The sequence below is a fragment of the Rhizobium rhizogenes NBRC 13257 genome, assembly GCF_000696095.1.
Taxonomy (GTDB): domain Bacteria; phylum Pseudomonadota; class Alphaproteobacteria; order Rhizobiales; family Rhizobiaceae; genus Rhizobium; species Rhizobium rhizogenes.
The window spans coordinates 1-21,548 of sequence record NZ_BAYX01000028.1; the positions used below are offsets into that span (position 1 = coordinate 1).

The 21,548-nt window shown below is 58.6% G+C and carries 19 protein-coding genes and 2 tRNA genes; 11 read left to right on the forward strand and 10 right to left on the reverse strand.

The window, feature by feature from the left end:
- Positions 1-460: 460 nt before the first annotated feature.
- The 4 genes from RRH01S_RS31880 to RRH01S_RS31895 all read right to left on the reverse strand — a co-directional run bounded on the left by RRH01S_RS31880 (position 461) and on the right by RRH01S_RS31895 (position 6,556).
- Complete coding sequence (locus tag RRH01S_RS31880; protein ID WP_012651301.1) at positions 461-3,304, reverse strand: valine--tRNA ligase; 2,844 nt, start codon at positions 3,302-3,304, stop codon at positions 461-463.
- Positions 3,305-3,425: 121 nt separating this feature from the next.
- Positions 3,426-4,343 carry a PopZ family protein gene (locus RRH01S_RS31885; protein ID WP_012651300.1) on the reverse strand — a complete coding sequence of 306 codons (918 nt, stop codon included), beginning with the start codon at positions 4,341-4,343 and terminating at the stop codon, positions 3,426-3,428.
- 244 nt (positions 4,344-4,587) lie between these two features.
- Positions 4,588-5,259 (reverse strand): protein-L-isoaspartate O-methyltransferase family protein, encoded by a 672-nt coding sequence (locus tag RRH01S_RS31890; protein ID WP_012651299.1) that lies wholly within the window; start codon positions 5,257-5,259, stop codon positions 4,588-4,590.
- 154 nt (positions 5,260-5,413) lie between these two features.
- Entirely contained in the window at positions 5,414-6,556 is a 1,143-nt protein-coding gene (locus RRH01S_RS31895; RefSeq protein WP_012651298.1) for an acyltransferase family protein, read from the reverse strand.
- A gap of 226 nt (positions 6,557-6,782) precedes the next feature.
- Between RRH01S_RS31895 and RRH01S_RS31900 the strand changes: the two genes are divergently transcribed.
- The 5 genes from RRH01S_RS31900 to RRH01S_RS31920 all read left to right on the forward strand — a co-directional run bounded on the left by RRH01S_RS31900 (position 6,783) and on the right by RRH01S_RS31920 (position 10,077).
- Positions 6,783-6,856 (forward strand) — tRNA-Cys (locus tag RRH01S_RS31900).
- A 318-nt stretch (positions 6,857-7,174) separates the two neighbouring features.
- The gene (locus tag RRH01S_RS31905) at positions 7,175-7,426 is read left to right on the forward strand and encodes a DUF982 domain-containing protein (protein WP_007690922.1); all 252 of its coding nucleotides are present in this window, start codon (positions 7,175-7,177) and stop codon (positions 7,424-7,426) included.
- Between the two features lie 164 nt (positions 7,427-7,590).
- Positions 7,591-7,857: a hypothetical protein gene (locus tag RRH01S_RS31910; RefSeq protein WP_041722490.1), complete on the forward strand. Its 267-nt coding sequence runs from the start codon at positions 7,591-7,593 to the stop codon at positions 7,855-7,857.
- A gap of 517 nt (positions 7,858-8,374) precedes the next feature.
- Positions 8,375-9,478 (forward strand): porin, encoded by a 1,104-nt coding sequence (locus tag RRH01S_RS31915; protein WP_007690918.1) that lies wholly within the window; start codon positions 8,375-8,377, stop codon positions 9,476-9,478.
- A 251-nt stretch (positions 9,479-9,729) separates the two neighbouring features.
- Positions 9,730-10,077 (forward strand): hypothetical protein, encoded by a 348-nt coding sequence (locus RRH01S_RS31920; protein ID WP_012651296.1) that lies wholly within the window; start codon positions 9,730-9,732, stop codon positions 10,075-10,077.
- A 174-nt stretch (positions 10,078-10,251) separates the two neighbouring features.
- Here the strand turns inward: RRH01S_RS31920 and RRH01S_RS34600 are convergent, their stop codons facing one another.
- The 3 genes from RRH01S_RS34600 to RRH01S_RS31930 form a co-directional block, all read right to left on the reverse strand.
- Positions 10,252-10,422 (reverse strand): hypothetical protein, encoded by a 171-nt coding sequence (locus RRH01S_RS34600; protein WP_007690915.1) that lies wholly within the window; start codon positions 10,420-10,422, stop codon positions 10,252-10,254.
- A 225-nt stretch (positions 10,423-10,647) separates the two neighbouring features.
- Complete coding sequence (locus tag RRH01S_RS31925; RefSeq protein ID WP_034518371.1) at positions 10,648-10,896, reverse strand: hypothetical protein; 249 nt, start codon at positions 10,894-10,896, stop codon at positions 10,648-10,650.
- A 211-nt stretch (positions 10,897-11,107) separates the two neighbouring features.
- A tRNA-Asn gene (locus RRH01S_RS31930) sits at positions 11,108-11,182 on the reverse strand.
- Between the two features lie 117 nt (positions 11,183-11,299).
- Here RRH01S_RS31930 and RRH01S_RS31935 point away from each other — a divergent pair.
- Positions 11,300-11,614, forward strand: coding sequence for a hypothetical protein (locus RRH01S_RS31935; protein WP_007690914.1), 315 nt, complete (start codon positions 11,300-11,302; stop codon positions 11,612-11,614).
- Positions 11,615-11,626: 12 nt separating this feature from the next.
- Here the strand turns inward: RRH01S_RS31935 and RRH01S_RS31940 are convergent, their stop codons facing one another.
- A complete protein-coding gene (locus RRH01S_RS31940; protein WP_007690913.1) occupies positions 11,627-12,184 on the reverse strand; it encodes a sugar O-acetyltransferase in 558 nt (185 codons plus the stop codon).
- A gap of 455 nt (positions 12,185-12,639) precedes the next feature.
- Between RRH01S_RS31940 and RRH01S_RS31945 the strand changes: the two genes are divergently transcribed.
- The 4 genes from RRH01S_RS31945 to RRH01S_RS31960 all read left to right on the forward strand — a co-directional run bounded on the left by RRH01S_RS31945 (position 12,640) and on the right by RRH01S_RS31960 (position 18,008).
- A complete protein-coding gene (locus tag RRH01S_RS31945; RefSeq protein WP_007690912.1) occupies positions 12,640-13,992 on the forward strand; it encodes an extracellular solute-binding protein in 1,353 nt (450 codons plus the stop codon).
- A gap of 93 nt (positions 13,993-14,085) precedes the next feature.
- Positions 14,086-14,970: a carbohydrate ABC transporter permease gene (locus tag RRH01S_RS31950; RefSeq protein ID WP_012651293.1), complete on the forward strand. Its 885-nt coding sequence runs from the start codon at positions 14,086-14,088 to the stop codon at positions 14,968-14,970.
- A gap of 7 nt (positions 14,971-14,977) precedes the next feature.
- Complete coding sequence (locus RRH01S_RS31955) at positions 14,978-15,892, forward strand: ABC transporter permease subunit (protein WP_007690909.1); 915 nt, start codon at positions 14,978-14,980, stop codon at positions 15,890-15,892.
- 499 nt (positions 15,893-16,391) lie between these two features.
- Positions 16,392-18,008, forward strand: coding sequence for a tannase/feruloyl esterase family alpha/beta hydrolase (locus RRH01S_RS31960; protein WP_042477373.1), 1,617 nt, complete (start codon positions 16,392-16,394; stop codon positions 18,006-18,008).
- Positions 18,009-18,128: 120 nt separating this feature from the next.
- On the opposite strand, the gene RRH01S_RS31965 is transcribed toward RRH01S_RS31960, so the two are convergent.
- Both RRH01S_RS31965 and RRH01S_RS31970 read right to left on the reverse strand, forming a co-directional pair.
- Entirely contained in the window at positions 18,129-19,241 is a 1,113-nt protein-coding gene (locus RRH01S_RS31965) for a sn-glycerol-3-phosphate import ATP-binding protein UgpC (protein ID WP_007690906.1), read from the reverse strand.
- A gap of 133 nt (positions 19,242-19,374) precedes the next feature.
- Positions 19,375-20,205, reverse strand: coding sequence for an SDR family NAD(P)-dependent oxidoreductase (locus tag RRH01S_RS31970; protein ID WP_012651290.1), 831 nt, complete (start codon positions 20,203-20,205; stop codon positions 19,375-19,377).
- Between the two features lie 298 nt (positions 20,206-20,503).
- On the opposite strand from RRH01S_RS31970, the gene RRH01S_RS31975 reads away from it, so the two are divergent.
- Positions 20,504-21,544 (forward strand): cysteine synthase A, encoded by a 1,041-nt coding sequence (locus tag RRH01S_RS31975; protein ID WP_007690901.1) that lies wholly within the window; start codon positions 20,504-20,506, stop codon positions 21,542-21,544.
- Positions 21,545-21,548 lie beyond the last annotated feature (4 nt).

Below are 21,548 nucleotides of genomic sequence, written 5' to 3' on the forward strand. Positions count from 1 at the left end.
AAACGACGAGGTAATAACGAGCGCGAACGCACCCTTCAACGCAATACGAAATGCCATTGTGTCTCCCCCACTTGTGCATCTATGTGTCTGATTGTTGCGACGATCATCCCAATTGGCAATGCACCGCTGACGCCCTGGGAGCTCGCGATATAGTGACTGATTTACGTAAGAAAGTGAGCTACATGCTCCATTACGGTTCGCGTTAGTTATTTTTTTCTTCTTCAAAAACATTTTATGCCCCACATAGATTAATATTCTCTACTGAAACAATTCTGTTACAATCCGACAACAGTTTCGCTTTTCGAGAAAGCTATCAATTTAGGGGTAATTGTTTTCGCCTGCGCGAAGCTGGCGATGGGCGAGATCAGCTGTTTTGATGATTCCATCGAATCGATGGCGCAATAAAAAAGGGCACGCGACCTTTGTCCGCATGCCCTTTTTATTTGGATTATCTGCGACCTCAGCCGGCTTCGCTGACCCTGGCAAGAGCGACCTTCAGGCTGGCGAGCTGCCCCTGGAGTTCGTCCAGACGCTCGCGCTCGGCGGCAACCACATCCGGATTGGCATTGGCGACGAACTTCTCGTTCGACAGCTTGCCGACGATGCGGGCCATTTCCTGCTCGTTCTTGGCGATCCCCTTCTCCAGACGTGCTTTCTCGACGGAAAGGTCGATGAGGCTGCCGAGCGGCAGGCAGGCGGTCGCTTCACCGACGACGATCTGCGCCGCGCCCTTTGGAGCGGTATCCGAAAGTGAAATCGCCTCGACACGCGCCAGCCGCTTGATCGCCGCATCGTGGCGGAAGAGACGTTCGCGGGTCAGGCTGTTGGCACCAACGATTACCAGCGGGGCGGTGGCAGCCGGCGGTACGTTCATTTCCGAGCGTACGGAGCGCAGACCGGAGACAAGATCGATCAGCCAGTTGATCTCGTCGGCCGCGACATCGTCGGCATAGGAGGGAACCGGCCACTCGGCGTGGCAGATCAGGCCGTCACGCTCCTTGCCCTCGCCCGCCGTATGCGCCCAGAGCTCTTCGGTCATGAAGGGCATGAAGGGGTGCAGCAGCTTGTAGGTCTCTTCAAGAACATAGGCCGCGCAGGATTGCGCCTCCGCCTTGGCGTTCTCATCATCGCCGCTGAAGACGGGCTTCAGGAGTTCGAGATACCAGTCGCAGAACTGGTTCCAGATGAAGCGATAAAGCGTGCCGGCGGCATCGTTAAAGCGATAGGCTTCGATCGCCTCGGTGACGTCGCGCTCGGTGCGGGCAAGCTCGGTCAGGATCCAGCGATTGATGGTGAGCTCGGCTGCTTCCGGCACGAAATGCGGGTCGCTCTTGGCGCCGTTCATCTCGGCGAAGCGCGTGGCGTTCCACAGCTTGGTACCGAAATTGCGGTAGCCGGCGATGCGGGACGGATCGAGCTTCACGTCGCGGCCCTGTGCGGCCATGATCGCCAGCGTGAAACGCAGGGAATCGGCGCCGTACTGGTCGATCAGCTCGAGCGGATCGATGACGTTGCCCTTGGACTTCGACATCTTCTGCCCGTTCTTGTCGCGCACTAGAGCGTGAACATAGACCGTGTTGAAGGGCTCGACCGGATCGCCGTTCTTATCCTTCATGAAATGCAGGCCCATCATCATCATGCGGGCAACCCAGAAGAAGATGATGTCGAAGCCGGTGACGAGCACGTTGGTCGGATAGTAGCGCGCCAGTTCCGGCGTCTCATCCGGCCAGCCAAGTGTCGAGAACGGCCAGAGAGCGGACGAGAACCAGGTGTCGAGCACGTCTTCGTCGCGCGTCAGGATTTCGCCCGGCTTGAAGTTTTCCAGCAAGTCCTCGACATAGGCCTTCATCGGCCCTTCATGCGAGAGATAGTGCTGGATCGCCGCCTGCAGCGCTTCTTCCTCGGTCTTTTCGACGAAGACCTGACCGTCCGGGCCATACCAGGCGGGGATCTGATGACCCCACCAGAGCTGACGGGAAACGCACCAGGGTTGGATGTTTTCCATCCAGTCGTAATAGGTCTTGTCCCAGCTCTTCGGAACGAGCTTAGTGCGGCCTTCGCGGACGGAGGCGATCGCCGGTTCGGCGAGCGTCTTGGCGTCTACATACCACTGCTCGGTCAGGCGCGGCTCGATCGGAACGCCGCCACGGTCGCCATGCGGGACCATATGCTTATGCGGCTCGATCTTGTCGAGCAGGCCAGCCTCTTCGAAGATGCGGACGATGATCTTGCGCGCTTCGAAACGGTCCGTGCCTTCCAGCTCATCCCAGGCGCCATGCAAAGCGGCTGGATGATCCAGACCTTCGAGGAAGTCCTCGTTGTCTTTGATGGTGATGGAAGCTTCCGGCGTCAGAATGTTGACGACGCGCAGACCACGGCGCTTGCCGACATCGAAGTCGTTGAAATCATGCGCGGGCGTCATCTTGACGGCACCGGTGCCCGCGGTCGGATCCGGATATTCGTCGGCGACGATCGGGATGCGGCGGCCGACGATCGGCAGGACGACATGCTTGCCGACGATTGCTTTGTAGCGTTCGTCCTCCGGATTGACGGCAATGCCGGTGTCGCCGAGCATGGTTTCCGGACGGGTGGTGGCGACGACGAGATAGTCGCGCGTTTCCCATTCCGTCGCCTTGCCTTCCTCGTCGAAGGCAATCGGATGCTGATAGGTGACGCCTTCTTCCAGCGGGTAGCGCAGGTGCCAGAGATGGCCGTTGATCTCATGCTGCTCGACTTCGATATCCGAAATCGCCGTCAGCATTTTCGGATCCCAGTTGACCAGCCGCTTGTCGCGATAGATCAGGCCTTCCTTGTAGAGCGTGACGAAGACTTCGAGAACGGCCTTCGACAGACCCTCGTCCATGGTGAAGCGTTCGCGCGACCAATCGCAGGATGCGCCGAGGCGCTTAAGCTGATTGAAGATCAGCCCGCCGGACTCTTCTTTCCATTCCCAGACCTTGTCGATAAAGGCTTCGCGACCCATGACATGACGACTAGGCTGCTGTCTTTCGGCAAGACGCCGCTCAACGACCATCTGCGTGGCGATGCCGGCATGGTCCATGCCCGGCTGCCAGAGTACATCCTTGCCGCGCATGCGCTCGAAGCGCACCATGATGTCCTGCAGCGTATTGTTCAGCGCATGGCCCATGTGCAACGAACCGGTGACGTTCGGCGGCGGGATGACGATCGTGAAGGTTTCGGCGCCAGGCTTGGCGTTCACACCGGCGCGAAAGGCGTCGGCCTCTTCCCATTTCTGGGCGATCTTCGGTTCGACGGCGGCGGAATCATAGGTTTTGTCGAGCATTTTGGGACCGGATCTAGAGGGTTCGGTGATGCGGGTTGTAAATAGGATGGTCGCAGGCAAGTCAATAAAAAAGCCGCCCCGGAAGCCGGAGCGGCGGATCGTCTACCCGAAGCTCAGGCTGTCAGCGGCGCGGGCCGCGTGCCACTCGTTCGATTTCTTCACGCACGAGACGCTCGACCAGCGTCGGCAGGTTGTCGTCGAGCCAATCCTGCAGCATCGGCCGCAGCATCTCCTCTGCGATCTGATCCAGCGACCGGCGCTCGCTGCCATCGATCGCAGCGGCGAGTTCTCCGAAGGACCGTGCAACCTGCGCGCCGGCCGCTTCCGACATCAACGAAGACGAGAGTTCGGCCTGTACCTGCGGCAGGAAACGATCGGCGGTGGCCACTGCCGGCTGTTGTGGCGGCGGATTGAAAACGGGGGCTTCGGCCGGTGCGGCTGCGGCCGGACGCTCTTCCACCTGTTTCGGTTCGGCGTCGGCCTGCGCCTCGACCTTGGCCGCATGCAGCGCAGCCTCGGCGAGAAGTGCGGCCGTCGGCGCGGTTGCGGCCGATGCGGGTGCTTCAGTAACGGTATTGCGCAGCGGCACACCAGCGAGCGGCTCGACGCGGGCCTCGGCAAGGCGCGCGACCATGGCTGGCGGCAACTCGCGCAGCTGCGGTGCTTCGCGGGCCGGGTTCAGTTGCGCGGCATTGCGCTCGGAAGCGGCACGAACGCGCGCGGCGACATCGGCAAGCGACAGGGTGCGAGCGGGCGCTTCCGGCTCACGCATCGGCATCTGCGAATTGGCGGCGACGAAACGCGGTTCGGAGTCGGCGGCTGTAACCGACGATGCATTCGCCAGGTCCGCGGCGGCGAATTCCTCATCGACCGTCAGGTGGATATCGTCATCGCGCTCATCGTCGGCGGTGGTGTAGACAGCTGGCAGGGACGGCGAAATGGAATGGGCGGCGCCGGGCTCGTTGCTCTCGATGATCCGGCGGATGGACGCCAGGATCTCCTCCATGGACGGTTCACGCACGACACTTGGCTGAGCCATATTCATCCCCGTTTTCCCAGATACAACGACCGGAATCCCGTCAAAGGAGCGCCCGAATCAGCGCCACCCTAGAATACTACCCTTGGGAAAAAAATCACCGCGAAAGCACTAAGCCCGCTGATGCACAGTTTTGTTACGGTCGGCGCGAATCGCGTGCGATTGCCGATTTCATTACTGGAGAGCCCAACGAAAAACGGGCGCCTGAAGCGCCCGTCTCAAAAGGATCATTCGGCCATACTGCCGATCAGAACACGAATTCCTTGGCCTTGGCAAAGCCCGGCAGTGGCTTGATCGACGCATTGAAGAAGACGTTTTCCGAAAGAGCTCCGCGCTCGCGCATGAAGACGGTGGCGCGGGCGGCATGGCCATAGCCCAGCACCACGATCAAACGACCGCCTTCGCCGAGCTGATCGAGCAGTGCCTGCGGCACTTCCTGAACCGAACCATCGACAAAAATGACATCGTAGGCGCCGCTGGCGGCATAGCCCTTTTCCAGCTCGCCGGTAACGACCGTGACGTTGTCATGGCCGAGCGCTGCGAGATTGGTCTTGGCCGTAGCGGCCAGCGCCTCGTCGGATTCGAGCGCGACGACCTTGCCGGCCAGGATCGACAGGAGCGCCGAGACGTAACCCGTGCCGCAACCGACATCGAGAACCTTGTCTTCCTTGGTGATCGCGCCGAGCTGCAAGAGCTTTGCCAGCGGCGACGCTTCCATCAGGAAGCGCGCCGGCGTGCCTGCAGCCGCCGGACAGACCTCGATATCATTGTCGACATAGGCCAGGAGCTTCGACTTCTCCGGCACGAAATTTTCGCGCGGCACCGTCAGAAACGCATTCAACACGGAATGGGAGGTAACATCCGTCGTGCGGATCTGGTTCTCGACCATCTTCACGCGTGCTGCTTCGAAATCCATCATATCCTCTCGCGCCCGAAGGCTAAGCCGGTTTTGCTTCTATGCTTAGCGTGTCTTAATCGCGTGCGGCTACGCTTTCAAGGCGTTGCTGCGGCAGACGCAGAGATTCATGATGATGCGTCGCGCCGTAACAACAGCGGCCTTGGTGATGCACGGATCAGACCGCTCTCTTTTTATTGATCGCAGCAGGTTCCGACGCAACGGGCTCGCGTCTACCGAGGCTACGGCCGAACTCGTGAAACGGCTTCTCTATATAGAGATAGGAGATCCTCGAGACGATCAGCGATCCGACAAGCGTCACCACCAGCAGGTAACCGGCCTGCGCCCAGGGCGACGAAATCCCGAGCCTTGGCAGCGTGGCAAGTGCCAGAAGCAAAACCAGCATGTGCGAGAGATAGAGCGAATAGGCCATACTGCCCAGCCATTGCAGCGGTCGGCTGCAGGCAATGGCAGACATCCGTTCAAAGACGGCACCCCTGCCCTCACGCGCCGAAATGATAACCAGGATCGCCGTCAGCCAGATGGCGAGCGGCAGATAGTCGACGGAACGCTGGAATATGCACAGGCCGACTCCGATCAGCCAAAGCTGGGGCAACGGCAAGGATTTCACGAAGGGGTCGTCGAGGGCGCGGCGTTTCATGAAATAGAAGCTGGCGATGCCGACACCGAAATCGACCAGCCATTTGCTCAGAAAGCTTTCGGGCAGCGCCGGTGAGACCACGGCAACCGCGAAGGCCAAAACAATGAGAACGGCGATTCGCGACCACGACACCGGTCTCGCGAGCAATCCGATCAAGAGCGGCGCCATCAGATAAAACTGCCATTCGAGCGAGATGCTCCAGGCCTGGCCGAGAAAGGCATAATCGGTGAACGGCAGAAAGCGCGGGGGCACCAGCCCATGCAGGCCCGTGACATGCACCAAAAGGTGCCAGGGCCAATAGGCGAGCGTATCATTGGCAATGCCGACCCGTGCCGCTTTCATCGAGCCGTCGGGTGAAGCCGCCCATATCTGAACCGCAACGCCTGCGACCGCGACGGAGATCGCCAGATAAAACAGATAGGCCGGGAAAATCCTCAGCGCGCGCCGGGCGATATACAGATGATAAGGTTCCGGCCGTTTGTCGATCAACGCGGTTATGGCGAAACCGCTGAGGATGATGAAAACATCCACCGCATGTTCGTTATAGAACCGCTCCTGAAACAATCGTCCATGAATGGCGACGGCGGAAGCGACATGGCCGACAAGAACCCAGATCGCAAGCATGCCCCTAAGGGCCTCGAATTCCCTGACATATTTCATAAACTGCTCCACCAGCTTATCCGAATGTTCGGTCGGAAATAGAGGAGCAATCTATTTTTGCAATGCAGCAACATTTCCGCAAATGCGTTGTCGCGGCGTTCGACCCCTGAAACACACCCGACCGGCGCCAATCGACAAGTTATTTGATCATCGACCGCGATAGGTCTTGCACTCTCCTGAGATTCGTTCTAAACGCCCGCCATCACTCGCCTTTACTAAATCGGATGGCCTCGTGGCGGAGTGGTTACGCAGAGGACTGCAAATCCTTGCATCCCGGTTCGATTCCGGGCGAGGCCTCCATTTATTTTCTTAATGAAATCAGTTAGATACGCGATAATCAGGCTGGAAATTTCTGGCTTCATGTTGTGCGTTGTTCCCCTTGGTTTCCAGGCGTTTCCAACAGGGCACGGCAAAGCACCATACCGACCGGGCTGTGATGTCATCGAAGCGTGTCGGCGCGTCAGTCTGGATGATGGACATTGATTCCGTTTTGTCTTGTCATCCCACCGGCCCCGAAACATTCCAGCGAGCGTCGATCCCAGACGAAACTGCCTCGCCAGGAGAAATGAATCGGCCTATGAGACAGGCTATAAGCATCCACAAATTTGAGAGTTTCCGATGACGGAGAGAAAATGGAGCAAGGCGGTCACGATCGCTCTTGAGAAACCCGAAGAGTGGGTAATCATCGATACGACCCAAGCAGCCTCCTGGGCGCTGATCGAGGATTGGCCTATCGAGGAAGCCCCCGCGTTGGACCGGGCGTTGTCCATCTGTGCCGATGTGATCAGCGGCAAGCGCACTCCCGAGGATGCACGGCAGGCGTTCATCGCCGCAGTGAAAGAGGCCAAGATACCGATGAAGGAGGGGTGAGATCCTCATTCTCCGCAGACCGCTCCCGGCGCTGCCGAGCTTTCTGACTGTCGGCGGATTGTAGCGTCAACCTTATCTAGCGGATGTGGTGTGGCAACCAAATTCGGAACAATCAAGCTGACGACGACGTTGGGATACTGCCCATATGAAGAGGAGTATTTCTTATGCGTCACGTTATTGGTTTTACGAAAAAGGTCACGGAACAACCGTTCCACCTCGTTGAGACTGACAGTCAGGCACCGCAGTTCACCATTGGCCAGGCCGTGAAAATCGAACCCTCCGCTAACTGGCTTCAGATTTACCAGATCGGAACACGGGTCTATCCAGACCAGCTGTGCACGACGGTCATCGTCGGCGACTTGTCGCCCGCCGGAGCTCTCAGTGATGGAGAAAATTGGTCCGGTGCTCCTGACTGGGATAAAGAGCAGTAACCTTCTACCGCCATCAACCTCATGCGGCGTCCATCTTAAGCTTTACCCGCGCTGGCAGGCCTCACTTTTGCGATGGATGTCGCTCACAACGAAAGCCATGGACAGTCAAAGTCCTGCGTTCGCCCATCCGGCCGAGGTCTCCAAAATCTTCCCAATCGTTTCTCGATCGCAGCTAGTTTCGCCGATACGGCGGGTTACGATTGCGCGATTCCATGGCATTCCCCTTCCCTTACCCTCCCTCAGGTTACAGACGCACCCTGTTCGCAACCCCTGGAAAGCCTGCAATATAAGGCGAACCAGCGATTTGCGTCATTTTTGCAACAAAGATTTTTTTCGAGTAGCGTACATATAGTTCGCCAATCTTAGTAACTTGCCAAATCAGCGAAGCGGGTTCACCAAATAGTTCGTGAAGCTTACTACTTCGCACCTACTGATAGGGAACATGAACGGGATGGGTTGGGCACGTCATTATTTGGCGCGATATCTCATGCCCAATCGGGAACAGATTGGAGTTATTATGAACATCAAGAGCCTTCTTCTTGGCTCCGCTGCCGCGCTCGCAGCAGCAACCGGTGCTCACGCGGCTGACGCTATCGTCGCCGCCGAGCCGGAGCCGCTCGAATACGTTCGCATCTGCGACGCCTACGGTCCTGGGTATTTCTTCATCCCGGGCACGGAAACCTGCCTCAAAGTCGGCGGCAAGCTTCGTACCGAAGGTGAATGGTACAACGCATATAATCGCGCCAGCAGCCAAGGCACTCTCTGGCATACCCGCGCCGAGTTGAACGTCGACACCGCGACCGACACCGAATACGGCCCGCTGAAGACCGAAACCATCGTTCGCTGGGACTGGAACGACGGCGGCTCGACCAGCACGAACCTGCTGTGGTCGTATATCAGCCTCGGCGGCTTCACCGTTGGTAAGAAAGACTCGGCCTATAACCTTTATATCGGTTACGCCGGCGACGTCATCAACGACGACGTGATCTATGACGGCCCGTACGAACTCAACCAGTTGACCTACAACTACGACGCCGGCAACGGCTTCACGGCTGTGATCTCGCTCGAAGACAGCAACTCCGGCGGCTCGAGCAACTCCTATGGCGCAAGCTGGTGGGTTGATCAGAGCACGGACCACTACGCTCCTGACGTTGTTGCCGGTGCAGGCTACAAGGCTGGCGCATGGTCCTTCAAGGTTGTCGGCGGTTATGACTCCATCGTCGAAGAAGGCGCTATCAAGGCTCGCGTCGATGCCGACTTCGGCGGCTTCACGGCCTTCTTGATGGGCGGCTACAATACGGATGGCGACAAGCTCAACAAGTATGCTGGCACCAACCAGGATATTTCCGCTTGCACGGCGCCGAACGGCACCGTCAACGAATCCAAGTGCGGCTGGGGTGACTGGGCCGTTTGGGGTGGCGTTGGCGTTCCGGTCAACGAAAAGCTGAAGTGGAACCTGCAGCTCGCCTACACCGACTCGAAGATCTTCGAAGCTACGTCGAACCTGAAGTTCAACCCGGTCAAGGACCTGCTCATCGAGCCGGAACTGACCTACGTTCACTACGACTATGCCAAGGACGACACCGTTTCCGGTATCCTCCGCTTCGAACGCAACTTCTGACCTGATCTGACTTGACCTCCGATCAGAGAAGAGAGGGGCCTGGCTTTCCCTGCCAGGCCCCTTTTTATGCTGATCCGGCCCCCGCAAGCCGCTGCGGCCGATTGCATCACCCTCCGCCTCCGCAAATCAGCGCATCGCAATCGTATTGCGTGTTGCCGGCGAAACCATATCAACCTTAAAGTGGAACATTACCGCGCTCGCGGCGTTTACTCACCGAAAAGGGATATGGTTCAAATAAAGGAGTCGGTGCTTTGAGAAAATTTGCTGCGATTGCCCTGGCAGCTTCGCTGACCATGGGAACAATGCTGGCCGCCGCAGTTCCGGCAAGGGCGGTGCCGGTGACCAATTCACCCTCGACCAGCGTTTCCGACATCGTTCTGGTTCAGGAACGCGGATCTCGCCGTAACCAGGATTTCGATCGTGGACGGCGGGATTGGCGCGAGCGTCACCATGATCGCCGCCATTGGCGCGAGAGCCGCGACCGTCGCTGGGATCGCCGTTCGGACCGTCGCCGCTATTGGGGTGACGACCGGCGCTATTATGACCGGCGCGACTACCGTCCGCGCCGCGGCGGCATCATCTTTGAAATCCGTCCGTGATCCAGGATGGTAGGCGCGATGAATTTCGCTAGCGATTGATCGATCAAACAACGATCATCGATCCGGCCTGCTTGCATACCCCACAAAACATTCCGGCCGCTGTCGAAAGAACTCGACAGCGGCCGGTCTAGTTTGCCGCCGGCAAGCGCCACCGGCGTAAACACTGACGCCGAATTAACGGCAGACGCGTTCCTTGCGAATGACCCAGTGGCCATGAACCTTGTGCTTCACGGTCTTCACGAAGCAATCATGATGATGGCGATGGAACGGAGCAGCCTGCGACGGCGCGCTAACGGCGACGACGGATACCAGGGCAACGGCGGAAGCGAGAATCAGGTTTTTCATGTCGAACCTCTAAAGCATTGGGGGATTATGCTGCGCGATTGCGCCCGCTGTTGATGCGCTGATTCACCTTAACGTTACATGAATGCATCCTCACGTTTTCGAGAGCGGTGATGCCGTGCGATCGAATCTGTTGGAATGATGAAGACCGCGGCCGGCGGCGGAAATGCCGGCAGCTTTCTTTGCGCCCATCTGACCTCCATCTGGAGATCTCTGAAATATGGAAATCTACTTCCGGCGGCGATCCCGTAATGCATCGATCAATCGGTGCACCTTCTCGGTCGCGTAAACAATATCTTCCCTGGGCAGATGCACGGTGATTTCGATCTCCTGCCATCGCCCGCCGTTATCTTTTGCATAGCGGACGGCAGCTTTGAGGGAATTGAATTCAACTGCAGGAGCGTCAGCAATCCAGAACTGTACGGTGCATGTCGCTTCACCATAGTCTGAAAGGGCTTTGAGTGGGTCTAGGGCCATGCCGCGAGCTTTACACTGTTGGCAGTTCGTTGGCTACCGTGGACAAAACCGCTGGCTTCCTCTTGTTATGGTAGGGCGATGGGCCGCCACCGATCTAGCCGAGCGTCAGTTATGCACAGGCTAAAAGGAAGTATAAAAGCGGGGAGAAAAAGAGGAGAAATAAGTGCCTGCTACCGAAAATATCAAGATAACAGGCACCTAAGTCTGAAAATGGCTCCCCGGGCCGGATTCGAACCGGCGACCTGTCGATTAACAGTCGAATGCTCTACCGCTGAGCTACCAGGGAATACCGCTTGGCGCGGTGTGAGTGGGCTAATACAAATGCTTTCCCGATTTGCCAAGCGATTTTTTCAAAAAAGTTCATTTCCCTTGTATTATTTTGTCGCTTTACCATCTCCTGTGGATGACCAATCCAGGCAGAACCACAGAAAATAGCGGTCGCAAAGCGGGCGAAAAGGCCCGTCGTTTCGGCATAGACCCCAGCACGCGCGAGCTTGTCATAGGCTCCATCCGCATTCCACTCCCGAGATCGCGGCTCGCTCGCGTCGGCCTCGGCGTCGCGTTGATTTTCGGCGGCCTGCTCGGCTTCCTGCCCATCCTCGGCTTCTGGATGCTGCCGCTCGGCTTCGTCGTGCTGTCGCATGACCTGCCGCTGGTGCGGCGCTGGCGCCGTCGTTTTGCCGTGTGGTGGACAAAACGGCGTCGCCCGGCGAACTGATTCCTCGCTTCTTTACTTTGAAGGCAGAGCCCTGGCCGGGTTTCCAACCACGGCCACGCCCGCTTGCACGCTTTTCGTGACCACTGCCCCGGCTCCGACGATCGCGCCGTCGCCGATCGTCACACCGCCGAGGATGATGGCACCGCCGCCGATCCAGACAGCCTTGCCGATCTCGACCGGCCGCGCGATTTCCTGCCCAGCGCAACGTAGTACCGGATCTCTGTGATGTTCCGGGCAATAGATCTGGACGCCCGGTCCTAGCATGCTGCCTTCGCCGATCCGCACAGGGGCGCTATCGAGAATGGTGCAGCCGGCATTCAAATAGACCTTGGGACCAAGCCAGATATTGATGCCGTAGGAGCAGTGAAATGGTGCCTCGATGAACACACCCTCGCCGGCGCCGGCAAAAAGCGTCGACAGCGCCGGGCCGAAATTGCCGCGCTGGAGGGGCGGCATAATGTTGTGCTGATGCACGGCATTGCGGGCCGCCACACGCAGGGCATCCAACTCGGGATCGAGGCAGCAATACCATTCGCCCGCCGCCATCTTCTGCCGTTCGCTCTGCGCCATGGATTCGCTCCTCAATGCTTCCGTCGTTATATCTGCGTGATCATGCATCAAGGCGCAGGCCCACGGCAAGGAAAGCCCGTCGGCGCCATCGACATTCCCCCAGCCATAAACATCAGCGGACCGCGCCTGATCAGGGCAAGTATAATGATGATCAGTGACAGCTCCTTCATCATATAGCGCACCATCCCGACAAGACACGGGATCGACGACGCATGTGCATCCTTCCTGAAATTACCAATATTAGACAAGCATCAAGTTACGCTTGCCGTGGCAACTGCCCTGTCCTTCCGGTTCATCCGCAACAGGTCTTTGAAAGCGCCTGTAGAGACGAAAAACCACCCTTGAACGCGAGATTCGTACCCACAACAAACTGTCACACAGCATCTCTATAACGCCGCTACCGCGGGCTTGCCCAAGACCACCGGTTCCGAGCTTTCAAGAGGGAAATAGGGATTATGTCGACACTTAAAAACTGCATTTCGGCCGCCGCCGCCGGCGTCATGAGCTTAGCGCTGGCCCTGCCTGCTGCTGCCGCTCCGACCAAGTTCGATTTCTGGTTCGGCCTGTCGGGCGATCTGGAGCGCGTCGTTCAGACGATGTGCAAGAATTTCAACGAGTCGCAGAAGGACTATGAAGTCGTCTGCACCAGCCAGGGCAATTACGACGCGACCCTGCAGAACACCATTGCCGCCTTCCGCGCCGGCAAGCAGCCGGCAGTCGTCCAAGTCTACGACGCCGGAACCGCGACCATGATGCTCTCCGGCGCCTATTATCCGGCCGGCAAGCTGATGTCCGAAAATGGCTACAAGATCGACTGGAACGACTATTTCCCCGGCATTGCGCGCTATTACGCAACGTCGAAGGGCGAGCTGCTCTCCTTCCCGTTCAACTCCTCGACCGCCCTGCTCTACTGGAACAAGGACGCCTTCGCGAAGATCGGCAAAACCGCCGCTCCGAAGACCTGGGAAGAAGCCGCCGACGACATGAAGGCGCTCAAGGGTGCCGGCTATGATTGCCCAATGGCCATCAACATCTCCGGCAACGAAAGCTGGCAGCTGATGGAGCAGTTCTCCGCGCTCCACAACCAGCCGATCGCCACCAAGAACAATGGTTATGACGGTCTCGACGCCCGTCTCGAGGTCAACAAGACCAAGTTCGTCAAGTACGTGACCGACCTCAAGAGCTGGTACGATCAGGGCCTCATCAAGATCAAGTCGAAGGAACTCGGCCAGGATATGGTTCAGGCCTTCGCATCGGGCGATTGCCAGATGATCATGACCTCCGTCGGCGACCACGGCACGGTCGGCAAGACGCAGAAAGCCGGCATGAACTGGGATGTTGCCGAGCTTCCGGTATACGCCGGTACCGAGCGCAAGAACTCTCTGGTCGGCGGCGCTTCGCTCTGGGTTCTCTCCGGCAAGTCCGCCGATGAATACAAGGGCGCCGCCGCGTTCCTGAACTTCATCCACGACCCCAAGACCGCTCTCTTCTGGTCGACCAACACCGGCTACATCCCCGTCACGAATTCCGGCTTTGAATTCATGAAGTCCTCCGGCTTCTACGACAAGGCTCCCTACAAGGGCCGCGAAGTCGCCATCGCCAGCCTGACCGCCTCCGAGCCGACCCCGATCACCCGCGGCATCCGTCTCGGCAACTTCACGCAGATCCGCGCTGAATTCGGCAACCAGATGCAGGCGATCTTCGCCAACAAGGTCAGCGTCCAGGAAGGCATCGACAATCTCGCCAAGAACAGCAATGCCGTTCTCGAGCGCTTCGAAGCCACCTACAAGGGCAAGCAGCTCCCGTAAGCTGCAAGCTAAGCCAGACAGCGTCCGCCGGGATTTTCCCGGCGGACGTTTGTCATGACCGAGAATGGCATCAGACCAAAGCCGGAAGAAGCAATGGAAAAGCGTACGACTTTCAGCAAGTGGAGTGTCGGCATCCTGTTCGCAGTGCCGCAGCTCCTCCTCATATTCACCTTCTTCTATTGGCCGGCCGGCCAGGCGATCTACTGGTCGCTGACGCTGCAGCAGCCCTGGGGCGGCGGCAATATCTGGGTCGGGCTCGACAACTTCAAAGCCATTCTCGCCAGTGCCGATTACTGGAATTCGGTGACGATCAGCATCATCTTCGCTGCCATCAGCACTGCCATCTCCATGGGCGTTGCGCTGATCCTCGCAGCCCTGACCGACCGGCAGCTTCGCGGTTCGAAATTCTACAGCGTCGTGCTGATCTGGCCCTACGGCGTCGCAGCCCCCGCATCGGCGATGGCCTTTCGTTTCATCCTGGCGCCGGAAGCCGGTTTCATGTCGGTCGTCAATCACTATTGGCCGGGGTTTTGGGACCCGGGCCTCAACGGCAATGCCGCGATGGCTTCCATCATTGCCGCCTACTCGTGGAAGTATATCGGCTACAGCTTCATCTTCTTCCTTGCCGCCTTCCAGGCCATTCCGCGCTCGCTGATCGAAGCTGCCGCGATGGACGGCTCCAGCGTGCTCCGGCGCCTCTGGGATATCCAGTTCCCGCTGATCACGCCGACGATCTTCTTCCTGCTGGTGATCAACATCACCGAGAGCTTTCAGGATTCCTACGGCATCGTCGACATCATGACATCAGGAGGACCGCACAACGCGACCAACCTCATGGTCTACAAGATCGTTTTCGACGGCTTCAGAGGTCTCGATTATTCCGGCGCGGCGGCGCAGAGCATCATCCTTATGCTACTGATCATCGTGCTCACCATCTTCCAGTTCCGCTTCATCGAGCGGCGCGTGCATTACCGTTGAGGCTGACATGGTCGAGCGCACCCCAATTCTGAATTTCTTCACGCATGTAATCCTGTTCCTCGGCTTCGTCGCGGCGATGGCGCCGCTGGCCATCGTTGCCATCGCCGCATCCCACAATATGACTGATGTCAATCAGGTACCGATGTCGTTGATCCCCGGCACCGATTTCTGGGTCAACATAAAGACGGCCTGGACGACCGCCGATCTTGGTCCGAAGCTGCTGAACAGCCTGATCTTCGCCGGCGGTGTGGCAGCCGGCAAGGTGATCCTTTCGGCCCTCACCGCCTTTTCGCTGGTGTATTTCCGCTATCCGGGCCGCCACTTTATCTTCTGGCTGATCTTCATAACACTGATGCTACCGCTCGAAGTGCGTGTCGTGCCGACCTATGCGGTTGTCGCCAATGTGCTGTCGCCCTACCAGGCGATCCTCGATGTCACCGGCATCAGCTGGCTCATCGAAAAGGTTTCGGGCATTCACGTCGAGCTGAACCTGGGACTGCTTAATTCCTATCCCGGCCTGATCCTGCCGCTCGTCGCCACGGCGACCGGTACGTTCCTCTACCGTCAGTTCTTCCTGACAATACCGGACGAGCTGACCGAGGCAGCGCGCATGGACGGCGCCGGATCGCTGCGCTTCTTCATCGATATCCTGATGCCGCTGTCACGCACCAATATGGCAGCGCTCGGCACCATCATGTTCCTCTGGGCCTGGAACCAGTATCTGTGGCCGCTGCTGATCACCACCGATCCGTCGCACGCAACCGCGGTAACCGAACTCAAGCAGCTCATCCCGAACGTCGGCGGCCTGCCCGAGTGGCATATCGCCATGGCCGGCACGCTGATCGTCATGCTGCCGCCGCTCCTCGTCGTGGCGCTGATGCAGCGCTGGTTCGTTCGCGGCCTCATCTCCACCGAGAAGTGATCGAAGCCTGTCGCGCCTCATTGGTAGGCGCGGCAGCTGCCGACGCAGGCGGTGTTGACAGAATCAAATCCACCGCATGATCGACATCAGCGCTTTCGTCGCCAGCTCGCTGCATGTCCCGGCCCTATCCATCGTTTGTGAAGCGCCTCAAATGGAGGCACCGGCTTCAGGGCGATTTCATTTCGCCGGGAAGCTGGTGGCGAGTTCCCCTGCCGATGTTCGATTAATACAATTATTTGCTTGAAAAATGCATTGTGACGTTCCTCCGTTGCCTGCATTTTTCCCTAGCTTAATCGGTTGGAGGGACTGATTACGGGAGTCGTCAAGCGTCCGCCTGCTGCATGTTTTTCGCCGTGATCTCGCCATACCCCATGGGTGCAGCGAGTTTACGCGATGAAACGATGCGGCATGCGCGAAATTTCCGGAGCGAATACCGGAATTCGCCGGGGCGACAAATCCAACAGTGCGAGCCCATCGAAATTGCAAGGAGGAGGATGCAATGAGACTTTGGCAATTGATCACGGCGAATGCAGTGCTTTTCTTGAGCGTAGGTGTCGCTGCTGCCCAGCAAATGCCGACACCTGAAGAAGCGCATTGCATGGCTCTGCGGGGAATGTTGATCTCTCGCGACAAGATCGGCGCGCCGGCTCGTCGCGCCGTCGTCTATTCCGCCGACCTTGTCAAAGGCGACCAAGCTGCCGGCGGCGGCTTCTGCAAGGTGCTCGGCGGGATCGAACCCGTTGATCCCAAGGCGCCGAACATCAATTTCCAAATCAATCTGCCGCTGACCTGGAACGACAGGATTATCCAGTACGGCGGCGGAGGCTATGACGGAACCCTGATCGAAGCGGTCAAGAATGTTTCCTTCGGATCTGACGCGGTTCAAACACCCCTACAGCGCGGCTATGTTACCTTCGGCAGCGACAGCGGCCACCAGTCGCCATCAGTGCTCGACGGCAAATTCCTCTTGAACGATGAGGCCCTGGCCAACTTCGGCGGCCTGCAAATCAAGAAGACCCACGATGTCACAACGGTAGTGGTTGCCGACTATTACGGCAGGAAGCCGCAAAAGACCTATATCCAAGGCAATTCGCAAGGCGGACACGAATCCCTGATTGCGATCCAGCGCTGGCCAGCCGATTACGATGGCGCCATCGTTACCCATCCAGCCAACCCCTTTTCGGCATTACAGCTTTCCGGCAACTATCTCGCAAAGGCTTTCTACCGCAAGGGGGCCTATCTGAACCCCGCGAAAGTCGAGCTGCTCAACGCGGCCGTTGCGAGAGCTTGCGACAAGCTCGACGGTGTCGAAGACGGTCTCATTTCGAATACGGAAGCGTGCGACGCGACCTTCAAGGTCGAAGACCTTCGCTGCGGAAACGGAAAGGATGAAGGCGATACATGCCTTTCAGACACCCAAATCGAGGTTCTGAAGACAATCAATACGCCCTACAAGTCTCCGGTCAGGCTGGAGGACGGTGTCGATGGCTTCGCGCGCTGGCCGATTTTTCAAGGTGGGGATCTCTATGGCCTGTGGGGTTTCGGCTCATCGCCAGACCTGACAGACCCGCCGACCCCTGTTGCCAATTTCGGCCTTGCCGTCCTTGCCGATCCATTGATCCGCTACGCCATCGTGCGCGATCCGAAATTCAACACGATAACGTTCGACCCGGCAAAATATGCCAAGCGGATTGCACAGGTTTCCAGGCTGACCGATGCAAACAATGCCGACTTATCCGCCTTCGAGAAACACGGTGGCAAAATGCTGCAGATGCACGGCACCACCGATTTCGCAATCTCGCCCTACAATACGGTTTCCTATTATGAGCGCGTGGTCAAAACGATGGGGATGGAGAATGTCCATGGCTTCATGCGCTTCTACCTCATACCGGGTTTCGGTCATGGCAGCGGCAAGTTCATCGCCGCCTGGGATCCCCTGACGGCTTTGGAGAACTGGGTCGAAAAGGGAAAAGCGCCGGAGAATCTGACCGTCAGCGATGCCGGCAAGGATGGTGCCGGCCGCACGCGGCCAATGTGCGAATATCCGTCCTATCCGAGATACAAGCCGGGAGCGACGGATATGAACAAGGCGGAGAATTTCGAATGCACGAAATGATCTGCGGGCAGGTTTAGAGTCCGGATCGCGGCCGCAGTCGATGACAGCTCAGCATTATAGAAAAAGCCCGGAAATCGGTGAGGATTTCCGGGCGCACTTGCTGAAAATTGATATCTGAAATCAGTGCGCCATCACCTTGAGAGGCGTGACGGTGGCGATGGCGTCAAGTCTCAGACCAGTGTCCTGGGCGAAGAGATGGATGTTGTCTCGCGGCAGCTCCAGCGCCACGGCCTGACCCGTTTCACCGGATGTATGGTTGGCGACAGCAACGGCGAAGCTGGAGCCGTTGATATCGCAATGGATGACACGGCCGGCGCCAAGCTCCTCGACGAAATCGACTGTTGCCGGAACAGCGCCGGGCGTACCCACCGGCACCAGACGCGCATGTTCAGGGCGGATGCCGAGGGCGACGGGCTGGCCGGCATGGCGCTTGCCGATATTGGCGTCGATGGAGAACGGCAATCCGTCGAAAATGAACTGCTCGCCATTCGCCGAGAAAGAGCCTTCGAGGAAATTCATGGCCGGCGAGCCGATGAAGGAGCCGACGAAACGGGTGCGCGGCGTGTTGTAGACTTCCAGCGGCGTGCCGACCTGCTCGACATTGCCCTTGTACATGACCACCAGCTTGTCGGCGAGCGTCATGGCCTCGACCTGATCGTGGGTGACGAAGACGGACGTGGCCGACAGGCGCTTATGCAGGCGACGGATCTCGACGCGCATCTGCACGCGCAGCTTGGCGTCGAGGTTGGAGAGTGGCTCGTCGAAGAGGAAGACCTTCGGTTCGCGAATGATGGCGCGGCCCATGGCGACGCGTTGGCGCTGGCCGCCGGAAAGCTCGGCCGGCTTGCGGTCGAGGAAATCCTCCAGGCCGACGATGCGAGCGGTTTCCTTGATGCGGCGGTCACGCTCCTCGCGCGGCACGCCCGCCACCTTCAGGGCATAGCCCATATTGGCGGCGACATTCATGTGCGGGTAGAGCGCGTAGTTCTGGAAGACCATGGCGCAGCCGCGTTCACGCGGCTCGAGCTGGTTGACGACCTTGTCGTCGATGACGATCTCGCCCGAAGTGATATCCTCAAGTCCAGCGATCATGCGCAACAGGGTGGACTTGCCGCAGCCGGAAGGGCCGAGAATAACCACGAATTCACCGGAACGGAAATTCAGGTCGACGCCATGCACGACCGGATTGCGTCCATAAGCCTTGCGAACCTGCTCGATCCGGATTTCTGCCATCTTATTTTCCCTGCCTGTCAATTCTGGGCATGCCAGTCGGCTGGACTGCTAGCGAACTTGCATTACAGAACGGTGACAGGATCAGGCGAATTGGCTTGAGCGCAGGCTTTTCAGCGTATCCGGCGCATCAAGGCTACTCCGCGGGGTGTGGAGTCGGATGATGGCCCGAGGCCTGTCGTGGACGACGGTCGCCCGTAATGCGTCTGACGACACGGAAATACAGGCTGTAGGGCAGGAATCTCATGAGTTTCATCTTGTAGGTGAAGCTCTTCGGGAAAGTGATTTCGAATGACGGTGATTTGAGCCCGGCGGCTATCGCCGTGGCCGCGTCGTTCATCGACATCAGCCCCGGCATTGGAAATTTGTTCTTCGCCGTCAGCGGCGTTTCGACGAAACCCGGCGTAACCAGCTGAATGCGGATGCCGACGCGATCCAGGTCGAAATTCAGGCTTTCGGCCATGTTGATGAGTGCCGCCTTGGTGGCGCCGTAAGCAGCGCCTCCCGGCAGGCCGCCATAGCCTGCCGCCGAGGAGACGATCGCGATCTGGCCGTGCCCTCTCGCCCGCATATGACGCACCGCCGGCACCAGACAGTTGACGACGCCGTGTAGATTGACGGCGAAGCTGTGGTCGAACACATCATGGTTCAAATCCTCGGCGCGCGCCGGCAGATAGATCCCGGCATTCAGAACGACCAGGGCCAGCGGGCCATGTTGATATTCGATCGCCGCAACGGTGTGCTCCATGTCCTCGGCACTGGTGACGTCGCCATCGAGCACGACGATGCTGCCGGACAGCTTGCTCGCTTCCGCCTGCAGCTCAAGCAGCTTGTCGTGACGACGTGCGGTGACGGCAACCTTGTAGCCCTCGCCGGCAAGCCTCAGCGCCAGCGCACGGCCGATCCCGGAGCTCGCGCCGGTGATCCAGGCCACTCCATGTTCGGGACGGGCGATGAATGGGCTCATGGCTTTTCTCCTCGGCTGGTGACCTGCCCGGATGCCGCATTCAGGCGGTCTTCCTCAGCATTTTAGGACTAGCGCATCATTGTGGCCTCTTTCGGCCAACATAGGGTACGCATGGGAGAAATCCGTGCCGGCCTGACGGAGGAGCGGACTTTCCGATGGCAACCCGCCAAGTCTTTTGTCGTCCAAGTGGAATTTTGCGGCCCGGACGGGGAGCGTGGAACAGAATTTCTTGCCTAGACTGCCTTGTGAAGGGAAAAGACCGTTCTTACAGTAGTGCTGAACAGAAGGCAGAGATTCCATGACCGTCCATCCCTCCGTCCTAGAAGCAATCGGCAACACGCCATTGATCAAGCTCAAGGGAGCCTCCGAGGCGACGGGCTCGACCATTCTCGGCAAGGCGGAGTTTTTGAACCCCGGCCAGTCGGTCAAGGATCGCGCTGCGCTCTACATCATCCGCGATGCGGAGAAGAAGGGCTTGCTGAAGCCCGGCGGCGTCATCGTCGAGGGTACAGCCGGCAATACCGGTATCGGCCTGACCCTCGTCGCCAAGGCGCTCGGCTACCGCACCGTCATCGTCATTCCGGAAACGCAGAGCCAGGAAAAGAAGGACGCGCTGAAGCTGCTCGGTGCCGAACTCGTCGAAGTGCCGGCGGTTCCCTACAAGAACCCCAACAATTACGTGAAACTCTCCGGCCGGCTTGCCGCGCAATTGGCAAAGACCGAGCCGAACGGTGCGATCTGGGCCAACCAGTTCGACAACGTCGCCAACCGGCAGGCGCATATCGAGACGACCGCCAAGGAAATCTGGGCCGACACCGACGGCAAGATCGACGGCTTCATCTGCTCGGTCGGCTCCGGCGGCACGCTGGCAGGCGTCGCCATGGGCCTGCACGCCTTCAACAAGGACATCAAGATCGGCATCGCCGATCCGGAAGGCGCCGCGCTCTATGAATTCTACAAGAATGGCGAGCTGAAATCCTCCGGCTCCTCGATCACCGAGGGTATCGGTCAGGGCCGCGTGACGGCAAACCTGGAGGGGTTCACGCCCGATTACGTCTATCAGGTCACCGATGCCGAAGCCCTGCCCTATGTCTTCGATCTCGTCGAATATGAAGGTCTTTGCCTCGGCGGTTCGACGGCCATCAACATTGCCGGCGCGGTGCGCCTCGCTAGGGATCTCGGCCCCGGCCACACGATCGTGACGATCCTCTGCGACTACGGCAACCGCTATCAGTCCAAGCTTTTCAACCCGGACTTTTTGAAATCGAAGGGTCTGCCGTTGCCGTCATACCTTGCGAAGAGCTCCGATATTCCGATCCCTTACGAAAACCAAGCGTGACGTC

Bases quoted from the DNA above. Each gene is read 5' to 3' on its own strand.
- RRH01S_RS31940 (WP_007690913.1), bottom strand. From the start codon at position 12,184: ATGGCGCAGAGCGAACGGCAGAAGATGGCGGCGGGCGAATGGTATTGC.
- RRH01S_RS31970 (WP_012651290.1), bottom strand. From the start codon at position 20,205: ATGAGCCCATTCATCGCCCGTCCCGAACATGGAGTGGCCTGGATCACC.
- RRH01S_RS31905 (WP_007690922.1), top strand. From the start codon at position 7,175: ATGACGGAGAGAAAATGGAGCAAGGCGGTCACGATCGCTCTTGAGAAA.
- RRH01S_RS31915 (WP_007690918.1), top strand. From the start codon at position 8,375: ATGAACATCAAGAGCCTTCTTCTTGGCTCCGCTGCCGCGCTCGCAGCA.
- RRH01S_RS31975 (WP_007690901.1), top strand. From the start codon at position 20,504: ATGACCGTCCATCCCTCCGTCCTAGAAGCAATCGGCAACACGCCATTG.
- RRH01S_RS31925 (WP_034518371.1), bottom strand. From the start codon at position 10,896: ATGGCCCTAGACCCACTCAAAGCCCTTTCAGACTATGGTGAAGCGACA.
- RRH01S_RS31895 (WP_012651298.1), bottom strand. From the start codon at position 6,556: ATGAAATATGTCAGGGAATTCGAGGCCCTTAGGGGCATGCTTGCGATC.
- RRH01S_RS31945 (WP_007690912.1), top strand. From the start codon at position 12,640: ATGTCGACACTTAAAAACTGCATTTCGGCCGCCGCCGCCGGCGTCATG.
- RRH01S_RS31885 (WP_012651300.1), bottom strand. From the start codon at position 4,343: ATGGCTCAGCCAAGTGTCGTGCGTGAACCGTCCATGGAGGAGATCCTG.
- RRH01S_RS31955 (WP_007690909.1), top strand. From the start codon at position 14,978: ATGGTCGAGCGCACCCCAATTCTGAATTTCTTCACGCATGTAATCCTG.
- RRH01S_RS34600 (WP_007690915.1), bottom strand. From the start codon at position 10,422: ATGAAAAACCTGATTCTCGCTTCCGCCGTTGCCCTGGTATCCGTCGTC.
- RRH01S_RS31910 (WP_041722490.1), top strand. From the start codon at position 7,591: ATGCGTCACGTTATTGGTTTTACGAAAAAGGTCACGGAACAACCGTTC.
- RRH01S_RS31950 (WP_012651293.1), top strand. From the start codon at position 14,086: ATGGAAAAGCGTACGACTTTCAGCAAGTGGAGTGTCGGCATCCTGTTC.
- RRH01S_RS31890 (WP_012651299.1), bottom strand. From the start codon at position 5,259: ATGATGGATTTCGAAGCAGCACGCGTGAAGATGGTCGAGAACCAGATC.
- RRH01S_RS31965 (WP_007690906.1), bottom strand. From the start codon at position 19,241: ATGGCAGAAATCCGGATCGAGCAGGTTCGCAAGGCTTATGGACGCAAT.
- RRH01S_RS31935 (WP_007690914.1), top strand. From the start codon at position 11,300: ATGACCAATCCAGGCAGAACCACAGAAAATAGCGGTCGCAAAGCGGGC.
- RRH01S_RS31960 (WP_042477373.1), top strand. From the start codon at position 16,392: ATGAGACTTTGGCAATTGATCACGGCGAATGCAGTGCTTTTCTTGAGC.
- RRH01S_RS31880 (WP_012651301.1), bottom strand. From the start codon at position 3,304: ATGCTCGACAAAACCTATGATTCCGCCGCCGTCGAACCGAAGATCGCC.